Genomic DNA, 18,008 nt, shown 5'->3' with positions numbered 1-18,008 from the left:
CGGGCACGTTGTGTTCAGTCAGTAGCACACCGTAGTGATGCGACGTCAGCCTCGTCCTGTGAACCTCAACTTTCCCCACACCCCCCAGTACCGCATGCAGCTCACCGTGGGCGAGCACTCGGTGCGCCACATCCGCCGCATCGTCCGCTCGCTGCTGGACGAGTGGCAGTTGCAGGAGCTGACGTTCGCCGTCGAACTGGGCGTGAGCGAGCTGGTCACGAACGTCGTACGGCACGTACCCGACCGCCGCTGCACGCTCGTCGTGGCACGGCAGACGGCGGGCGTCCGGGCAGAAGTGACCGACGGTTTCGCCGGGCGGCCCCGGCTGGAGCCGGACGTGGACCGGGACGCGGAGAGCGGGCGGGGTCTGACGCTGCTCGATGCCGTGGTGGACAAGTGGGGGGTGTCGCCGGGGGCCGGCGGCGGAAAGACGGTCTGGTTCGAGTGCGGGTTCCAGGACGTTGCCCGGAGGCCGACTGAAACGTGACCGTGGTCTGACGGCCGACTGGCTAAGGTCGGTTGCCATGACTGAGCAGCGTACGGACGAGTTCTTGGGCTGGATGGGACAGCACGCATACGACGCGAAGGCAGGCCAGGCCAGTACAGGCATGCGTGCCGGAATCTCTCTCACCGCGGTACGCGGGAGCGATGCGGCCGACTGGCTGCTGCGCCTGGGTGCTGCACGAGAAGCCGTCGAAGCGGCGGTCCCCTACCGGGACTACCGGCTGCCCGATCCGCCCGAGCCGGTGTCGCCGGCCCAGCCGTACTCGGTGAGCATGTTCGGCACCTGCGGGGAGTGGACGTACGTCCTGGAGGACGATCTCGCGGCGACCTGGTTCCTCGCCCAGTTCGACAACCCTGGCGTCCTGCCCCGCCCGGAGGAGGAGATGGTGTGCGTGTCGCTCAACCTGCACGACGCGCCCGGCATGATCGCCTATTCACCGCCGGGGACCGGGGACGTGTGGACCGCGGAGTTCGGCCGGGGGCTGCTCGAGGACGCGTTCGGCACCGTGGACGATCCCTCGGGCGAGCTGTCCGCCTTCGACGAGGCGCTGGCCCGTGCCGGCGCGATGTACTCCAGGCTCGACTCGCCGAGGCCATGGCCGGAGATCCGGGCGGAGGAGTGGGCGGCGGCCGTGTACCGGGCGGTCGGCCGCCATTTCGGGATCTCGGTGAGCCGCGCGGAGGTGGAGCAGGGGCTGCTGCCCGCCGTCGCACTGCCTCTCCCGCAGTAGGAGCGGCACGTGCGGGGTGGCACACCGGTCGGCGTGCCACCCCTCGTGCCCTCAGGGTCCGTCCGACAGCGAACCGCCTAGCTGGTGCGCATGGTGCACGTGAACGTGCCGTTCTTGTCCTGGCAGTCCCCGCTCATGCTGGTCTCGAGCCAGTAGGGGTCCTTGTCCATCAGCCGCATGTTCTTGGCGAACCCGGAGAAGGCAGCCATGGAACCGCTGTTGTGCCTGCCCGATATCGCGGATCGGCCGCACACCTCCTTCCAGGTGGGCACCTTCCCGTCGATGTTGTAGAGGTGCACGGCGCCGTCGGTCTTCTTCGTGAAGGTCTGCACGCACTGGCTGCCGGAGTCGACCGGATTCAGACCGCCCTCGGCTTTGGGCATGCCACCACTGTTGTAGGTCGAGTTGAATGCGAACTCGTCACAGTTGGGCTTGTCCGTGGCGCCGTCCATGGCGCCGGCGTCGCCGTACTTGTTCGCCCAGTCCTTCTCGTCGCAGATCACGTCCCTGTTGTTCTTGCCGTCCGCGCGCGTTCCGCCGGGCAGGTAGTAGAGGGGGGTGTCGCCGGTCCGGACGCCCATCCGGTTGGGCAGCTTCTCCTGCAGCAGCCACGCGTGCGCGGCAGCCTGCGGGTACTTGGCCGCGTTGAAGGTGTAGGTCGGTGCGACGTTGACGAACACGCAGCCGCTCGTGCCGTACTGCGCCTTCGTGTCGCAGCGGATCTCTTGCAGTTCCGACGGATCGGCCAGGCCCCACTGGAACCCGGTCTGCACACCGGGAGCGGGCACGTTGCCGCCGATCAGAAGGCCGTCGAGGCGGAAGTCGGTGTCGAAGTCGTAGGTGGCCTCCTTCTGCGAGTCGTCCCAGTTCCAGGTCGTCTTCAGGTTGGCGTCATGGGTGTCGGTGCTGGACTGCCAGATGGGTTTGCCGTCCCATGCGTCCAGCTCGGCCTTCCCGGGGTCCTTGCACTGTGTGTGACCCGTGCAGAACTGGTCCGCCATGACCATCTCGATCGCTCGGAAGACCGGCGGGATCAGAACGGGGTGGATGTTCACGCGCTGGGTGAAGGTGTTGGTGCCGTCCAGGGTCAGCTCACGCGTCAGGTCGAAGAAGGCGGTGCCGATCGGCTCGCCGTTCTGCCGCAGGACGGCCGGGAGCGACTTGGTCTCGCACTCGATCGTGCGGGTCGCCCAGGCCCCGGAGGTGTTGTTCGCGCACCAGTCGACCATCCCGCCCCTGCCGGCCACGGCAGCCCGCCGCTCCGCCTTCTTGGCGATCTCCTTGGGCAGCTTCTCCAGCGGCGCACCGAAGCATGCCTGGTACCCGTGCCTGTCCACCGGACCGCAGGACTCCCTGGGCGGAGACACGCGGGCGGGGTTGGCCGGAGCGTTCAGCGGCCGGGTCACCTTGCCGGTGTAGGTCTGGTTCTTCTGGTCCGGGTTCGGGCTGCTGGGGTTGGGGTCCGGCAGCTTGAGGTCGACCGCGTGGGCCCCGTTACCGGTCCCGTCGCCCGTGAACGCCACGGACACGGCGTCAGACGCGCCGCCGTCATTGGCCGTTCGGACGTTGAGGACGTGGTCACCGGCAGTGCGCGCGGACGCGGCAGCCGCACGCAGACCGGTGTCGATCGTCACCGAGGTCTTTCCGGCGGCGTCGACGCGCTTCCAGGCGGCCTGGTCGAGCTGCCACTCGACCCACTTCGCGCTGTGGCCGGCGGGAAGGGAGACGGTGAATTCACCGGGCTTGCCGTTGTTCACCACGCTCGTGGGCTTGGCCGGCTTGGCCGGAGCGGGGACGGCGACCTTGAACGTGGCCCAGGGGGACCAGTCGTTCTCGTAGACCTTGCTGGTGGCGTCGTACCCCGAGGAGCGGACCGCGTAGGTGACGCCGTTCTTGAGTCGGCCCGCAGGGACCGTCACAGAGGTCGGTTTGCCGGTGTCCACCTCGCCGGAGACGAGGACGCCCCACTCGTTGTCATCGGTCAGTCTGACGACCGTGTCGGTGGGCTTGCCGCTGGAGTCGGTGGTGTGGACCTCGAACGTCGAGGTCGTCTTGTGGCCGCTGGTGGCAGTGACCGTGTTGCGTAAGGTCGGCGTGCTGCTGTTGACCTGCCACACGCCGTTCGTCTTGGTGAACGGTGGTCCCGCCTCGGGTGCGTTGGGCGTGTTCGGCGCGGCGGCTGTGGCTGCCCGGGCGCCGGCGCCGTGGACGGGCGGCGGGGTGTCGGAGCTGGCTGCGTAGCTGGTGACGGCGGTTCCGGAGCCGAGCACGACGGCGAGTATCGCGCCCAGTACGGTCCGCCGCCGTCTTCTGGCGAGGGGTATCAACCTGTGGCCTCTCTGTGAGTCGACGGTGCGGCCCACCCCACCAGGCCGGATCAATCGGAACCATGTTCGAAATCATGGTTTGAGCAGCGCCGGGATATTTGAGCCATCAGGGAGTCCCCTACGGTTTGGAGGCGTTCGAGCAGCAGCGCAAAACCGCGATCACCACAGTCCGGGGACCGGCCGGTTGCGCGTCCCGGGCGCGAGAAGGATCACAGTGAGCAGGTGGAATGGCACTGCGCGAGGGGGCAGACGTACCTGCGTATCCGTGCTTTGGCTGCACTGTGCACCTAAGTGCATACGGCATGTAAGGGGCAGAAGTCCCCCTATGGTCGTTTTTCGGCCCGTCGTACGTCACCGCCGCCGTCCGGGTCCGTCCCTGTTCCCGTCGAAAGGTAGGCGAGCCTCGTTTTGGCGACCGCCACAGCCGCTCTCCCGCATCAGAAGACCCGACGGGCCTCCGAGGCCCACGACGTCACCGTCACCGACCCCGCGCTCGTCAAGCGCGCCGTGAAGGCGGCCGCGCTCGGCAACGCCATGGAGTGGTTCGACTTCGGTGTCTACAGCTACATCGCAGTCACCCTGGGCAAGGTCTTCTTCCCGTCCGGCAACCCGACCGCGCAGCTGCTGTCGACGTTCGGCGCCTTCGCGGCGGCCTTCCTGGTCCGCCCGCTCGGCGGCCTCGTCTTCGGCCCGCTGGGCGACCGCGTGGGCCGGCAGAAGGTCCTCGCCGTCACCATGATCATGATGGCGGCGGGTACGTTCGCGATCGGCCTGATCCCGTCCTACGCCACCATCGGCGTCGGCGCGCCGCTGCTGCTGCTCGCCGCCCGGCTGGTGCAGGGCTTCTCCACCGGCGGCGAGTACGCGGGCGCGACGACGTTCATCGCCGAGTACGCGCCCGACAAGAAGCGCGGCTTCCTCGGCAGCTGGCTGGAGTTCGGCACCCTCGCCGGCTACATCGGCGGCGCCGGCCTGGTCACGCTGATGACGGCCCTGCTGTCCTCGGACGACCTGACCGCCTGGGGCTGGCGCATCCCGTTCCTGATCGCGGGTCCGATGGGCATCATCGGCCTGTACCTGCGGATGCGGCTGGAGGAGACCCCGGCGTTCGCGGCGGAGGTCGAGAAGGCCGAGGCCGCCCGGCCGAAGGTGCCGCTGCGCGAGATGATCACCGGCCAGTGGAAGTCCCTGCTGCTGTGCATGGGCCTGGTCCTGGTCTTCAACGTCACCGACTACATGCTGCTGTCGTACATGCCGAGCTACCTCACCAGCGAGCTGAAGTACGACGAGACGCACGGGCTGCTGGTCGTGCTCGCGGTGATGGCCCTGATGATGATCGTCCAGCCGTTCGTCGGCGCGCTGACCGACCGCGTCGGGCGGCGACCGGTGATCGCGGCGGGCTGCGCGGGCTTCCTGCTCCTGTCCGTCCCGGCCCTGCTGCTGATCCGCCAGGGCAGCCTGCCGGCCGTCGGCCTGGGCATGGGCGCGCTGGGCCTGCTCCTGGTGTGCTTCACCGCGGCCATGCCGGCCGCGCTGCCCGCGCTCTTCCCGACCCGGGTGCGCTACGGGTCCCTGTCCGTCGGGTTCAACGTGTCCGTGTCGCTGTTCGGCGGGACGACTCCGCTGGTCGTGACCGCGCTGATCGGGGCGACGGGGAACATGATGATGCCCGCCTACTACATGATGGCCGCGGCTGTCGTGGGCGGTGTCGCGGTGTGGCGGATGTCGGAGTCGGCGGGGCGGCCGCTTCCTGGTTCGGCGCCGTCCGTGGAAGGCCGCCAGGCGCCGTAGGGGTGCGGGCCGTCTGCCGGGTACGGGTCCGCCGTGGCCCTTCGCGCGGTTCCCCGCGCCCCTGAGGAGCCGCACTACCGTCGGCACCGGAGCGCCGCCCCGGCCTTCCGATAGTCCTGCCGGAGACGGCGCTCTGCTGCGATCATCGGAGCAGGACACTCGGGAAAGGCAGCAGACGCTATGAGCGGGTCGCAGGTCTGGGACGACGTCGACGACTACTTCATCAGCAACCTCTCACCGGACGACGAGGCGCTGCGCGCGGCCCTGCGCGACAGTGATGCCGCCGGGCTGCCCGCCATCGCCGTCACGGCCGCGCAGGGCAAGTTCCTCCAGCTGCTCGCCCAGGTGCAGGGCGCCCGGAACATCCTGGAGATCGGCACGCTCGGCGGGTACAGCACGATCTGGCTGGCCCGCGCCCTCCCCGAGGACGGCAGGCTGATCTCGCTGGAGTACAGCGCCAAGCACGCCGAGGTGGCCGTACGGAACATCGCCCGCGCGGGCCTGGAGCGGATCGCGGAGGTGCGGGTGGGGCCGGCCCTGGAGTCGCTGCCCAAGCTCGCCGACGAGAACCCGGCCCCCTTCGACCTGGTCTTCATCGACGCGGACAAGGTCAACAACCCGCACTACGTGGAGTGGGCGCTCCGGCTCAGCCGGGCGGGCAGCCTGATCGTCCTGGACAACGTGGTGCGCGGCGGCCGGGTGGCCGACCCCGGCAACACCGAGCCGGACGTCGTCGGCACCCGCGCCGCGATCGAACTGATCGCCGGCCACCCCCGGTTGACCGGTACGGCGATCCAGACGGTCGGCAGCAAGGGCTACGACGGGTTCGCGCTGGCCCGGGTGCTGGGCTGACGGCGCGGACGCGCGGTGGGCCGGCTCAGAGGTCGTGGTAGAAGCCGACGTTGACGCTGCGCGACGCGGTGCGGTCCTGGATGACGATCTCGCCGGACCCGCCGTGCGGCAGTGCCACGGTCGCGCCGTAGCCGACGGGCTGCACCTGCGCTCCGACGGCGAGCCGGACCTCGGACGCCGGGTCGGGCTGGGACCCGCGCAGCCAGGTCAGCTGCCAGGTGCCGTCCGGGCCGCACACGAACTCCAGGTGGACGCGGGAGACGAACAGCCAGTCCTCGGGGGTGGCCAGCCGGCACACCGCCCCGTCGCGGCCGACCCGCAGGACGGCGCCGGGCTCACTGGGGGCCTCGGCCATCGTCATGCCGGCGGTGGCGCCCTCGTCGGCCCCGGAGACGGCGGCCATGGTGAGTTCGAGCACGAGCGTTCCCCCTGAAACGTCCTGGTGTGGTGCTGATGTGCGGCGGGCGCGGTGCCGTACCGCCGCCGAATGATAAAACGCCCGGCGGGACCGCGTCCGGCACAATGGGTTCATGACCGAGCGAAAGCCACCGGGCGTGCCGTTCGAGACCTGGGTGGACAAGCAGATCCGCGACGCGCAGGGGCGCGGGGAGTTCGACCGGCTGCCGGGGGCGGGTGCGCCGCTGCCGTCGGAGGTCGACTCCACGTACGACGAACTGTGGTGGGTCAAGCGGAAGTTGATGCGTGAGGGGCTCGCCGTGCTGCCGCCCGCGCTGGCGCTGCGCAAGGAGGCGGAGGACGCGCTGGAGGCGGCGTACGCGGCGCCCTCGGAACGGATCGCCCGGAAGATCATCGAGGATGTCAACGTCCGGATCCGGGACATGATGTTCAAGCCGCCGCCCGGTCCGCCGCTGGGGAAGAAGCCGTACGACGTCGAGGAGGTTGTACGCGAATGGCGGCAGCGCAGGGCTGCCGCCAGGGGTGAGGGGGGCGTGGCCGGCTCAGCCGTGTAGCAGCCGCCCGGCCAGCTCCCGGTAGTCGCGCAGGGCGAGTCGCAGTTGCTCGGTGTCGGTCTCCGCCGCGGGGCCGCGCTCCTCGGTGCCCTGCCACGACATGCGCAGGGTACGGCGGCGGCGCGTCACGGCCTCGGTGAACCGCGTGGTGATCTCCTCCAGGGCCCGGTCGGCCTCTTCGACGGCCTCCCTGGGGTCGTCCACGAAGCCGACGGCCACCTCGCGCAGTCGGCGCTCCCACCGGTCCGTCTCCTCGTGCGGGAGCAGCGGGGCGCCGGTGCCGGAGTGCGCGCCGGCGGTCGCCGGTGCCGCCGGCCAGGAGTCCGCTCCCCGCCCGTTGGCCGTACGGGCCTCACGCCCACTGGCCGCAGCGACGGCGGGCGCACCGAGCCCGTCGTCCGGCATGACCCCGTCCTCGCCCACGGCGTCCGCGTCCGGCCGACCGGTGCCGGCCGTGTCCGGCCCCAGCCCCTCCGTACCGGGCCGCAGCCCCTCCGAGCCGTGCTCCCGCCCCGGGGCCGACTCGCCCTCCCGAACCCCTGCCGGGCCCGGGGGCGGCTGCGGGGTGTCCTCGGGCGTACGGTCGTCCCCGGTCAGCCCTTCCCGCCCGGACCCGGCCACGCCCGAAGCCCGACCACGCCCGTCCGCACCCGGGGCCGGCCCGCGTGCACTCTCGCCCGTCAGCCGGTCGCCCGCGCTCTCGTCCGTCAGCCGACCGCCCGCGCTCTCACCCGCAAGCCGGTCGCTCGATCCCCCGCCCGCAAGCCGGCCACCCGCACTCTCACCCGTCATCCGGTCACCCGCGCTCTCGCCTGTCAGTCGGGCGCTCCCGCTCCCGCCGGGAATCCGGCCGCCCGCGAGCCGGCCGCCCGTGTTCTCGGGCGAGGTGCGGGGCGTGTTCGGGGTCGGTTCGCCGGGGAGGTGTTCGTCCGGGCGGGGTTTTCTCGGGCTGCGGTGGGCCGGGAACGCGTCGCCGGGGGACCACTCGTCCCGGTCCGGCGACTCCTGCTCCGGCGTCCACTCGTCCCCCTGGGGACGGGTGAAGCGTTCGGTGCGGTGCCGGTCGCCGCCGGGGCCGTTCGTCCTGTCCGTCATGGCGTTCAGCTCTCCTTCGGTCGGCTCCGGTGCAGAGCCCACGGCGTGTGGGAGCGGGCGTGGGAGCGGGCCGCGGCGGCCTGCGCCGGACGCTCCGCACCGGCCGGGGCCCGGTGCCGGCCGGGCTCGGCGCTGGTCAGCTCGTCGAAGAGGGCGCGCGCGCCGAGCAGCGCCGACCGCAGCTCCTCGGTCTCCGCGCCGGACTCGCTCCCGCCGCCTGCGCCCAGGCGGGCGGCCCGGTGGACCTGCCGGTAGCCGTCGACGTGCTCGGGGTGGTGCACGGACAGCGCGGCGAGCTGCTCCTCGTACCGCCCGCCGTCCGGGTAGCCCCGCACCGCGGCGAGTTCCGCGAGCAGCCGGTCGGCCTCGGCCACCGCCTCCCGGGGCGACTCGACGAAGTGTTCCTGCACGGCCGTCCAGCGGTCCGCGTACCGCTGCCGCTCGGCGCCGTCCAGGGGCCGCTCCCGCAGGTCACCATGACGTTCGACGCGCTCGGCAAGCTCTCGTTCGGCGGCCTTGGTGTCCCCGTCGTGCAGGGCCACGGCCCGCTCGTACTCGGGCCCGAAGCGCCGCTTCAGACTGCTCCCGCCGTGCCTGCCGCGGCTGCGCGCGACCAGGGTGGCCGCACCGACGACCACGACCGCTGCGATCACGATCAACAGAATGATCAGGCCTGTGGACATGGTTGCCTTCCGCTCGGACCGGCCCCGCTGGCCGGTTCTCCTTTCGGGTGACCCGGAAGCAGGCCCACAAACGGTTCGCGGGGCGCAGGGCGGCTGCGGACAATGGCCCGCATGGCATGGACGATCGCTCCGGAACCGTACGACTCCCCGGCCGCCACCGCGCTGTGGCGGGCGTACTACACGGAGGTCAGCGACCGCTGGTACCTGCTGCACGAGGGGCACCGCACCGACCCGGACGAGCTGGAGCGGGAGGTCGCCGCGCACTCGGGCGCCGATCTCGCGCCACCGGGCGGGCAGTTGCTCGTCGGGCGGTACGACGGCACGCCGGCCGGCTCGGCGGGCGTACGGCTGCTGGACCCGGACACCGCCGAGCTGACCCGGGTGTTCGTGCTGCCGGAGCGGCGCGGCCGGGGCGGGGCCCCGCTGCTCGTGGCCGCCGCCGAAGAGGCCGCGCGGGCCCTCGGCGCCCGGCGGATCGTCCTCGACACCCGCAGCGACCTGGTCGAGGCCCGCGCCCTGTACGCCCGGCTCGGCTACACCGAGACCGGCCCGCACAACTCCGACCCGTACGCCGAACACTGGTTCCGCAAAGAGCTGGTGCCGGTGCAGACCGTCAACTGACCTTTGTCACCGTTCCGTTGTGCGGGCGTTCGCTCTCGGCGCCGCAGAGTTCGCCGGTGAGGTCACGGACCAGTCGGCTCAGGTCGGTCTCGCGGCCGGGCTGCCACCAGTCGCCGAGCAGTTCGGCCAGGGACTCCTCACGGGCCGTGGCGAGCCGTTCGGCGACCTCGCGGCCGGTGTCGGTCAGGACGAGGTCCAGGCCCCGGCGCTCGGCGAGCCGCCGCTCCTCGACCTGGCGGGCGGCGGCCATGACCGCCTGGAGCGGGACCGGGCTGCGCTCGGCCAGCACCGCCGGTTCCACGGAGCCGTAACGGCGGATGCGCAGCAGCATCCAGCTGGCGGCGGGCAGCAGGTCGTACCCGGCCCGTTCGGTGATCTTCACGTAGACCTCGCGGCGGCCCTCCCGGGTGCCGAGCACGGACAGGGCACGGCACACCTCGTCGTAGGAGGAGCGCTCGACCGGGTTGGGCGGGAGGGTCTCGGAGACGTCGGGTGCGGTGACCGAGCCGCGCAGCCGGTCCTCCTTCAGGAACCAGGCCAGCAGGAAGCCGAGGAGGGCGACGGGGGCGGCGTAGAGGAAGACGTCGGTGATGGCGGACGCGTACGCGTGCAGGGCCGCCGGGCGCAGCGCGGGCGGCAGGGCGGCGATGCCCCGCGGGTCGGCCTTCAGCGCGTCGGCACTGGCGCCGGCCGGCAGGCGTACGCCCCTGAAGGCGTCGGTGAGCTTGTCGCCGAGGCGGCTCGCGAAGACCGTGCCGAAGACGGCCACGCCGAAGGAGGCGCCGATGGAGCGGAAGAAGGTGGCGCCGGAGGTGGCGACGCCGAGATCCTCGTAGGAGACGGCGTTCTGCACGATGAGCACCAGGACCTGCATGACCAGGCCGAGGCCGAGGCCGAAGACGAAGAAGTAGACGCTCATCTCGGCGGTCGCGCTGTGCTCGTCGAGCCGGTGTAGGAGCAGCAGACCGAGGGTGGTGACGGCGGTACCGGCGATGGGGAACACCTTCCAGCGGCCGGTGCGGCTGACGATCTGCCCGGAGACCGTGGAGGACAGCAGCAGACCGGCCACCATGGGCAGCATGTGCACGCCGGACAGGGTCGGCGAGATGCCGTGCACGACCTGGAGGAACGTCGGCAGGTAGGTCAGCGCGCCGAACATGGCGAAGCCGACGATGAAGCCGATGACGGCCGCGAGGCTGAAGGTGCGGATGCCGAAGAGTCTGAGAGGCAGCACGGGTTCGGCGGCGCGCCGCTCGACGGCGACGAACGCCACGGCCAGCAGCACGCCCAGCACCGCGAGCCCGATGATCGGCGCCGAGTCCCACGCCCACGTCGTACCGCCGAGCGAGGCGACGAGCACCAGGCAGGTGGCGACGGAGGCGATCAGGAACGTGCCCAGGTAGTCGATGACGTGGTGGGCGGTGCGGCGCGGGATGCGCAGGGCGGCGGCGATCACGGCGAGCGCGACCACGCCGACGGGCAGGTTGACGTAGAACACCCAGCGCCAGCTGAGGTGCTCGGTGAACAGTCCGCCGAGCAGCGGTCCGAGCACGCTGGTCGCGCCGAACACGGCCCCGAACAGGCCCTGGTAGCGGCCGCGTTCGCGGGGCGGCACGAGGTCGCCGACGATCGCCATGGACAGCACCATCAGCCCGCCGCCGCCCAGGCCCTGCAGCGCCCGGAAGGCGATGAGCTGCGGCATGTTCTGCGCCATGCCGCACAGCGCCGAGCCGATCAGGAAGATCACGATGGCCGTCTGGAACAGGCGCTTGCGGCCGTACTGGTCGCCGAGCTTGCCCCACAGCGGGGTCGCGGCGGTCGAGGCCAGCAGATAGGCGGTGACGACCCAGGAGAGGTGCTCCAGGCCGCCGAGGTCGCTCACGATCGTCGGCAGCGCGGTCGACACGATGGTCTGGTCGAGCGCGGCGAGCAGGAGCCCGAGCAGCAGGGCGCCGATCGGGACCAGCACGCTGCCCGGAACGTGTTCGCCGCTGCTCACGTCCTTGGCCGTGCCGTGCGTGTCCAGGGCCATGGAGACCTCCCGGGGCTCGGGGTGCACCTCTTCCATCGTGGTGGGTGTCACCACTTATGGCCTGTTGAGTCCTGCGGAGGCGGAGGGGATCCGCATACTCTCTGAAGTTCCCGAGGGGAGGGGAATCAGGCGTGACGGGAGAACAGGGCACGAGGTGCCCGGAGTGCGGGGCTCCGCGGGGGGCGGACCACACGCCGTCGTGCGACTGCACCGAGCGGGCCGCCGAGGCACTGCGCCAGGCACGCACGGCCGAGGCGGCAGCGGCGGAGGACTTCGATCCGCTGCGCATACGGCCGTATGTCGAGGTCCCGGACGCGGCACCGCCCGCCCCGGCGGCACCGCCGCTCGCGACGACCGGCGGGCAGCAGCCCCGCCCCGCCCCACCGGACACCCCCACCCGACCGCTTCCCGGCGTCGCCCCCGACCCCGCCCCGCCCGGGCGCCGCTCCCGCCGCACCCTGCTGCTGGCCGCCGGGGGCGCGGGCACCGCGGTCCTCGCGGCCACCGCGTTCGCCCTGCTCTCGTACCACGCCCCGGCCCACGACCGAGGGGCTCAGGAGATCAGGGAGCGCATCCCGACGGCCTCGCCCCAGCCACCCACGTCGGCGAAGGCCCCGCCGCCCCCAGCGACGATCCGCCCCCCGGCACCCTCTGCTCCGGCACGCCCGACCCCGGCCCCCTCCTCCCCCTCACCGTCCCCGAGCCCCACACCCTCTCGCACGCCCTCGCCGACCCCCTCCACCACGACGGCGTCCGCCACCCCGCAGACCACGCCCGCCATGGCACCGGTCCTACGACGCGGCGACACCGGCCCCCAGGTCACCGAGCTCCAGCAGCGACTACGCCAACTGAACCTCTACGGCGACCGGATCGACGGCAGCTTCACCCGCCCCGTGGAGGACGCGGTACGCAACTACCAGCTGGCGCGGGGGATCACGGGCGACACGCTGGGCGAGTACGGGCCGGCGACGAGGAAGAGCCTGGAGGCGGAAACGACGGAACCGTAGGCGCCGGGGCCGCAACCCGCCCAAGGGGCGCGGGGCCGTATCGCCATGCGGGTCCGCCGCGCGGGCGCGAGCAACCACCGCGCACCCGCATCCGGCGACCCGGCCTGTGCCGGCCGGGTCAGCCGACCCGCAGCCGGATCACACCGTCCGCCGTGGTCTCGACCGCGACCTGCGTGAGATCCCGCACCACCACATCCGGGTCGTGGAAAGCGGCCCGCGGCCCCACCCCCACCACGGTCATCCCAGCGGAGCGCCCCGCCGCGATCCCCGCCCCGGAGTCCTCGAAGACCACACAGTCCGCGGGGCCGACGCCCAGCTCGGCGGCGCCCTTGAGGAAGCCCTCGGGGTCCGGCTTGCTCGCGCCGACCGACTCGGCGGTGATGCGCACGGCCGGCAGCGGCAGCCCGGCGGCGTTCATGCGGGCGGTGGACAGGGCGACGTCGGCGGAGGTCACCAGCGCGTGCGGGACCCCGTCCAGCGCGGCGAGGAACGCGCCGGCACCGGGGATCTGGACGACGCCGTCGGTGTCGGCGGTCTCCTCGGCGAGCATGCGGGCGTTGTCGTCGAGGTTCTGCTCCATGGGCCGGTCGGGCAGCAGGACGGCCATGGAGGCGTGGCCCTGACGTCCGTGCACGACCTTCATCACCTCGTCGCCGTCCAGCCCGTGCCGCCCGGCCCAGCGCCGCCAGATGCGCTCGACCACGGCGTCCGAGTTGACGAGGGTGCCGTCCATGTCGAGCAGGAGGGCGCGGGCGGTGAGGACGGTGGGCGTGGCGGTGGCCGGCATCGGCAGCTCCAGAGGGAAACAGGCCCTGTGCGGGGAGGGACAAGGCGGCCCCGCCCGCCGGTCAGGGAAAACGGGCGGGAGCCACTTTGTTTCTCCACGGTACAAAACCTGAGGGGCTCCCGCCACCACCCCCGGCGAGCATTCACCTGGCGTTCAGCTCAGCCGCTCACGGCCTCCCACAGGCTCCACACGCCGAGCGCCAGCATCAGCAGCGCCGCGATCTGCGTGATCAGCCGCAGCGGCACCCGCTTCATCAGGGCCTTTCCGCCGACGATGCCGAGCCCGGCGACGGCCCACAGGCCGAGCACCGCGCCGAGGCCGACGGAGATCGGGTCGTCATAACGGGCGGCCAGGTTGGCGGTCATGATCTGGGTGAGGTCACCGAACTCGGCGACCAGGATGAGCATGAAGCCCGTACCGGCGACCTTCCAGAAGGACTGGTCGGCGGGCTTCTTGATCTCCTCGTCGTCCTCGTCCTTCTTCAGCAGCAGCATCGCGGCACCGCCGAGGAAGAGGACACCGGTGAGGGCGTGCACGATCTGCTGCGGGAGCAGGGTGAGCACGCTGCCGGCCGCGACGGCGAGCACGACGTGCAGCAGGAAGGCGGCGGCGACGCCCGCGAAGACGTACGAGGCGCGGTAGCGGGTGCCGAGGACCAGGCCGGCGAGCGCGGTCTTGTCCGGCAGTTCGGCGAGGAAGATGACGCCGAAGACGAGCGCCGTCACGGTGATGCTGATCAAGGTTCCTCAATCGGTCGGGGCTGCCCCGCCGAGAGTGCGGTACGTCACGCGATGACACCTCGGCACGGCAGCACACTCGGCGCCCGCGCCGGGGGGGGCACGGGCGTGCACTGCTTGCCGAAGGTCTCGCTGGCGGGCCTCGCTGGAACGCGGTCCGCCTCCGGGCGCCGGCTCAGACTCGCTGAGCAGTATGTCGACGGTCCGGCGAAGAGCTACTCCCCTTCTGCGCTCCCCATCGTACGGGATGTGAAAGTTCCGCCGTCAACCTTGTCGTGACATGCGCACGTCACTAACTTCTTACCGAGCGCTCACCCCCCGGCAACACGGCACCGCGAGCATTCCCTCGCTCGCGCTCCAACACCCCGACCCCACAAGGGAGTTCACGCATGTCCAGGTTCTACGCGCGTCGACGGACGAGCATACTCGCGGCCCTCACCGGCCTCATAGCCTCCGTCGCCCTGTTCAACTCCCCGAGCGCCTCCGCCGCCCTCCCCACGCCGGTCAGCGCCACCACCGCCCGCAGCTACCTCTCCCAGCTCACCGTGGCCACCGAGAACCGCACCGGGTACAGCCGGGACCTCTTCCCGCTCTGGATCACCATCAGCGGCGCCTGCAACACCCGCGAGACGGTCCTCAAGCGGGACGGCACGAACGTCGTGACCGACTCCTCCTGCGCCGCGACCAGCGGGAGCTGGTACTCCCCGTACGACGGCGCCACCTGGACCGCGGCGTCCGACCTCGACATCGACCACCTCGTGCCGCTGGCCGAGGCCTGGGACTCCGGGGCGAGCAAGTGGACCACCTCGCAGCGGCAGGCGTTCGCGAACGATCTGACCCGGCCGCAGCTGATCGCCGTGACCGACAACGTCAACCAGGCCAAGGGGGACCAGGACCCGGCGACGTGGGTGCCGTCGCGGTCGGCGTACCTGTGCACGTACGTGCGGGCGTGGGTGCAGGTGAAGTACTACTACAACCTGTCGGTCGACTCCGCCGAGAAGAGCGCGCTGACGAACTATCTGGCGAGCTGCTGAGTTCTCGGGTGCGCACCGTGGGGCTTTCGGCCGTTCTCCGGGCGCGCGTCCACTGCGGCGGCCGGTACTCACAGCGCACCGCCCGCCCGGGAACAGCTGACCGCGCCCGCGCGGCGCAGCCGCAGATCTCACCCAGCCCCGCGCCCCTGGGGAACTGCGGCGGCCGGCACCCCCATGGCACCGCACGCACGCCCGCCCGGGAACAGCTGAGTGCGGTCGCGGGGCGGGTGCGCTTCAGGAAGCCGGGCGGCGGCGGACCAGGAAGCCTGCTGCTGCTCCCGCGCCGAAGAGGGCGGCCAGGGAGACGCCCGTGGACAGCCAGGTGGCGCCGAGCCACTGGGCGCCGTAGTAGCCGAGGGCGACGCTGTAGCCGGCCCAGGACAGGCCGGCCAGGGCCGACCAGGGAAGGAAGTCGCGGGCGCGGCGGTGGGCGGCGCCCGCGCAGAAGGAGACGATCGAGCGGCCGGCGGGGGCGAAGCGGGCGAGGACGACCAGCGCGCCACCACCCCGGGCGAGGGCCTCGCCGAGACGTTCCTGCGCGGTGGTGAGGCGCCGGGAGCGGGCTATCGCCCGGTCCAGGCGCTCCCCGCCGCGCCAGGCCAGCCGGTAGGCGACCAGGTCGCCGAGGACGGAGGCGGTCGCCGCGGACAGGATCAGGGCCAGGATGTCCGGCACGTCGTGCGGGACCTGGCCCGCCGCCGCGCCGGAGCCCGCCGCCGCTGCCGTGGCGGCCGTGATGACGAGGACCCCACTCGGGAGCACCGGCAGGAACACGTCGAGCAGCACCGACAGGGCCACCACGGCATAGATCCATGGTCCGGCCGCCAGCGACCCCACGCTTTCCAACACCACGACTCCTGTCGCTCCCCCGTTGACAGCCATACAGCGTACGCCGGGGGTGTGACAGGAGATGCGCGGGGGGTTCGCGGGGCGATCACGGGGAGTTCACACGGCACCCCGCTCCCGCATACCGCAGGTCAGGCCGCCAGCGGGCTCCGCTCCGCCGCGGGCTCGCCGTCCGCCGCGGTGCGCCGGCCGAGGAGCCGGTCCACGCCGAAGGCGCCGGAGCCGGTGAAGACCAGCAGGAAGAAGCCCCAGCAGAACAGCACGGACAGCTCGCCGCCGTTCTGGATGGGCCACAGGGCCGCCTGCTGGTGGACGTCGAAGTAGGCGTACGCCATCGAGCCGGAGGCGATCAGCGCGGCCCCGCGGGTGCCGAGGCCGAGCAGCACCAGGCCGCCGGCGACGAGCTGGATCACGGCCGCGTACCAGCCGGGCCAGGTGCCGGCCGCGATCGTGCCGCCGTTGGTGCCCGCGGCGCCGCCGAGGACGCCGAACAGGGAGGCGGCGCCGTGCACGGCGAAGAGCAGGCCGAGGACGATGCGGAAGAGCCCTACGGCGTAGGGCTGAGCGGAGTTGAGACGTGCGGACATGAGGGGGTTTCTCCTCTTCGGTGTCGGTCGGGCCGGCCGGGGACTGAGCGGGCCGGTCGTGGGGGCGGCGGTACCGAATGGGAGACCAGGTTAGGGGAACCTAATCGATGCTTGCAAGTTCAACATCTAGCTTTCAGCGCACTGGCTCCGGCCTCATGTACGGCCGGAGTCGACCGACCGCCCCCGCACCTCCAGCCCTCCGAGCAGTTCTGCCGTGGCCTCGGCCACCGCGGCCACCGCCCGGTCGAAGACCTCGCGGTTGTGGGCGGCGGGGGCGCGGAAACCCGAAACCTTGCGTACGTACTGCAACGCGGCCGCGTGGATCTCCTCGTCCGTGGCCTCACCGGGCAGCACGGGCGGGCGCAGCGTCTTGATGCTCCGGCACATGTGCCCAGTCTCGCGCACCCGTCCGCCCCCTGCGATGATCACTGCCGAGGCGGCCACCGACATCCGGGGCCGACCACCGAAGGGAACAACTCCATGACCCACCCGCTCACCGTGGCCGTCCTCGGCCCCGGCGGAACCGGCGGACTGCTCGCCGCCCTGCTGTCCCGCTCCGGTCACCGCGTGATCTGCCTGGCCGGCGAGACCACCGCCGACACCCTGCGCCGTACCGGCATCACGGTCCGCAGCCGGCAGTTCGGCGACTTCACGGCGGCCGTCGACGCGGACACCGAGCTGCGCGAACCGGTGGACGCCTGCCTGGTCACCGTGAAACACACCGCGCTCGACGCCGCCCTCACCCGGGTCCCGCCCGCCGCCCTCGGCGACGCGCTGCTCGTCCCGCTCCTGAACGGGGTCGAACACCCCGCGACCCTGCGCGCCCGCTACCGTCCCGACCGGGTCGCCCCGGCCGTGATCCGCGTCGAGTCCACCCGGACCGCCCCGGGCGTGATCGAACACGGCAGCCCGTTCACCGAGGTCGACCTGGCCGGGGACGCCGTACCCCGCGCCCGCCTCGACGCGCTGGCCGGTCACCTCTCGGCCTCCGGTACGACCGCCCGCGTGGCCGGGGACGAGACGGCGGCCCTGTGGGCCAAGATGGCTTTCCTCGCCCCGTTCGCCCTGCTCACCACCCGGTACGGCGTCCCGCTCGGCACGGCCCGCAGCCGGCACCGGGACGAGCTGGAGGCACTGGTCGCCGAGACCGCGGCGATCAGCCGGGCCTGCGGCGGCCCCGCGGACCCGGCCCAGGCCCTGGCCCGGTACGACGCCTTCCCGCCCGCCACCAAGTCCTCCATGCAGCGGGACGCCGAGGCGGGCCGCCCGCTCGAACTCGACGCGATCGGCGGGGCGTTGCTGCGCGCGGCCGAGCGGCACGGGGTGGCGGTGCCGGTGACGGAGCGGCTGGTGCGGGAGCTGGCGGCGGCCGACCACTCGTTCGACTGAACCCACGCCCTGAG

General features: G+C 72.1%; 19 protein-coding genes. 9 read left to right on the top strand and 10 right to left on the bottom strand.

All coding sequences use genetic code 11. From position 1 onward, the window contains the following. Window positions 1-94 precede the first annotated feature (94 nt). The gene (locus ACIP4Y_RS03600; protein WP_358635599.1) at window positions 95-487 is read left to right on the top strand and encodes an ATP-binding protein; all 393 of its coding nucleotides are present in this window, start codon (window positions 95-97) and stop codon (window positions 485-487) included. Between the two features lie 37 nt (window positions 488-524). Then, entirely contained in the window at window positions 525-1,235 is a 711-nt protein-coding gene (locus ACIP4Y_RS03595) for a hypothetical protein (protein ID WP_401387211.1), read from the top strand. Window positions 1,236-1,312: 77 nt separating this feature from the next. Here the strand turns inward: ACIP4Y_RS03595 and ACIP4Y_RS03590 are convergent, their stop codons facing one another. Next, complete coding sequence (locus tag ACIP4Y_RS03590) at window positions 1,313-3,505, bottom strand: hypothetical protein (RefSeq protein WP_401387208.1); 2,193 nt, start codon at window positions 3,503-3,505, stop codon at window positions 1,313-1,315. Between the two features lie 465 nt (window positions 3,506-3,970). Here ACIP4Y_RS03590 and proP point away from each other — a divergent pair, with 465 nt between their 5' ends. Together proP and ACIP4Y_RS03580 are read left to right on the top strand one after the other, a co-directional pair. Further along, window positions 3,971-5,353: a glycine betaine/L-proline transporter ProP gene (gene proP, locus ACIP4Y_RS03585; RefSeq protein WP_401387205.1), complete on the top strand. Its 1,383-nt coding sequence runs from the start codon at window positions 3,971-3,973 to the stop codon at window positions 5,351-5,353. A 180-nt stretch (window positions 5,354-5,533) separates the two neighbouring features. Beyond that, window positions 5,534-6,205: an O-methyltransferase gene (locus ACIP4Y_RS03580; protein WP_358635205.1), complete on the top strand. Its 672-nt coding sequence runs from the start codon at window positions 5,534-5,536 to the stop codon at window positions 6,203-6,205. 25 nt (window positions 6,206-6,230) lie between these two features. Here the strand turns inward: ACIP4Y_RS03580 and ACIP4Y_RS03575 are convergent, their stop codons facing one another. Continuing rightward, window positions 6,231-6,623 (bottom strand): hypothetical protein, encoded by a 393-nt coding sequence (locus ACIP4Y_RS03575; protein WP_401387202.1) that lies wholly within the window; start codon window positions 6,621-6,623, stop codon window positions 6,231-6,233. 112 nt (window positions 6,624-6,735) lie between these two features. Between ACIP4Y_RS03575 and ACIP4Y_RS03570 the strand changes: the two genes are divergently transcribed. Next, window positions 6,736-7,176 carry a DUF1992 domain-containing protein gene (locus tag ACIP4Y_RS03570; protein WP_401387199.1) on the top strand — a complete coding sequence of 147 codons (441 nt, stop codon included), beginning with the start codon at window positions 6,736-6,738 and terminating at the stop codon, window positions 7,174-7,176. Here ACIP4Y_RS03570 and ACIP4Y_RS03565 read toward each other — a convergent pair. Both ACIP4Y_RS03565 and ACIP4Y_RS03560 read right to left on the bottom strand, forming a co-directional pair. Next, window positions 7,165-8,271: a hypothetical protein gene (locus tag ACIP4Y_RS03565; protein ID WP_401387196.1), complete on the bottom strand. Its 1,107-nt coding sequence runs from the start codon at window positions 8,269-8,271 to the stop codon at window positions 7,165-7,167. The two genes, ACIP4Y_RS03570 and ACIP4Y_RS03565, sit on opposite strands and share 12 nt — an antisense overlap. A 5-nt stretch (window positions 8,272-8,276) precedes the next feature. Continuing rightward, window positions 8,277-8,954, bottom strand: coding sequence for a hypothetical protein (locus tag ACIP4Y_RS03560; protein ID WP_358635213.1), 678 nt, complete (start codon window positions 8,952-8,954; stop codon window positions 8,277-8,279). Between the two features lie 102 nt (window positions 8,955-9,056). Here ACIP4Y_RS03560 and ACIP4Y_RS03555 point away from each other — a divergent pair, with 102 nt between their 5' ends. Then, window positions 9,057-9,575, top strand: coding sequence for a GNAT family N-acetyltransferase (locus tag ACIP4Y_RS03555; protein ID WP_401387192.1), 519 nt, complete (start codon window positions 9,057-9,059; stop codon window positions 9,573-9,575). Here ACIP4Y_RS03555 and ACIP4Y_RS03550 read toward each other — a convergent pair. Further along, window positions 9,568-11,607 (bottom strand): DHA2 family efflux MFS transporter permease subunit, encoded by a 2,040-nt coding sequence (locus ACIP4Y_RS03550; RefSeq protein WP_401388655.1) that lies wholly within the window; start codon window positions 11,605-11,607, stop codon window positions 9,568-9,570. The two genes, ACIP4Y_RS03555 and ACIP4Y_RS03550, sit on opposite strands and share 8 nt — an antisense overlap. Before the next feature lie 131 nt (window positions 11,608-11,738). Here ACIP4Y_RS03550 and ACIP4Y_RS03545 point away from each other — a divergent pair, with 131 nt between their 5' ends. Next, complete coding sequence (locus ACIP4Y_RS03545) at window positions 11,739-12,614, top strand: peptidoglycan-binding protein (RefSeq protein ID WP_401387190.1); 876 nt, start codon at window positions 11,739-11,741, stop codon at window positions 12,612-12,614. Window positions 12,615-12,732: 118 nt separating this feature from the next. Here ACIP4Y_RS03545 and ACIP4Y_RS03540 read toward each other — a convergent pair whose 3' ends face one another. Together ACIP4Y_RS03540 and ACIP4Y_RS03535 are read right to left on the bottom strand one after the other, a co-directional pair. After that, a complete protein-coding gene (locus ACIP4Y_RS03540) occupies window positions 12,733-13,401 on the bottom strand; it encodes an HAD-IA family hydrolase (RefSeq protein ID WP_401387187.1) in 669 nt (222 codons plus the stop codon). A gap of 158 nt (window positions 13,402-13,559) precedes the next feature. Beyond that, on the bottom strand, window positions 13,560-14,141 hold the full coding sequence (locus ACIP4Y_RS03535) for a TMEM165/GDT1 family protein (RefSeq protein ID WP_401387184.1): 582 nt from the start codon (window positions 14,139-14,141) through the stop codon (window positions 13,560-13,562). A gap of 386 nt (window positions 14,142-14,527) precedes the next feature. On the opposite strand from ACIP4Y_RS03535, the gene ACIP4Y_RS03530 reads away from it, so the two are divergent. Next, window positions 14,528-15,172 carry an HNH endonuclease family protein gene (locus ACIP4Y_RS03530; protein WP_401387181.1) on the top strand — a complete coding sequence of 215 codons (645 nt, stop codon included), beginning with the start codon at window positions 14,528-14,530 and terminating at the stop codon, window positions 15,170-15,172. Between the two features lie 234 nt (window positions 15,173-15,406). Here ACIP4Y_RS03530 and ACIP4Y_RS03525 read toward each other — a convergent pair whose 3' ends face one another. The 3 genes from ACIP4Y_RS03525 to ACIP4Y_RS03515 form a co-directional block, all read right to left on the bottom strand. Further along, window positions 15,407-16,021: a DedA family protein gene (locus ACIP4Y_RS03525; protein WP_401387178.1), complete on the bottom strand. Its 615-nt coding sequence runs from the start codon at window positions 16,019-16,021 to the stop codon at window positions 15,407-15,409. A 128-nt stretch (window positions 16,022-16,149) separates the two neighbouring features. Further along, window positions 16,150-16,605: a DoxX family protein gene (locus ACIP4Y_RS03520; RefSeq protein ID WP_358635226.1), complete on the bottom strand. Its 456-nt coding sequence runs from the start codon at window positions 16,603-16,605 to the stop codon at window positions 16,150-16,152. Between the two features lie 153 nt (window positions 16,606-16,758). Continuing rightward, on the bottom strand, window positions 16,759-16,992 hold the full coding sequence (locus ACIP4Y_RS03515; protein WP_358635228.1) for a DUF2277 domain-containing protein: 234 nt from the start codon (window positions 16,990-16,992) through the stop codon (window positions 16,759-16,761). Window positions 16,993-17,085: 93 nt separating this feature from the next. On the opposite strand from ACIP4Y_RS03515, the gene ACIP4Y_RS03510 reads away from it, so the two are divergent. Further along, complete coding sequence (locus ACIP4Y_RS03510; protein ID WP_401387174.1) at window positions 17,086-17,994, top strand: ketopantoate reductase family protein; 909 nt, start codon at window positions 17,086-17,088, stop codon at window positions 17,992-17,994. Window positions 17,995-18,008 lie beyond the last annotated feature (14 nt).

It is taken from the genome of Streptomyces sp. NPDC088810 (assembly GCF_044750305.1).
Lineage (GTDB): Bacteria > Actinomycetota > Actinomycetes > Streptomycetales > Streptomycetaceae > Streptomyces.
This window is presented reverse-complemented; position numbering and strand designations above follow the sequence as displayed.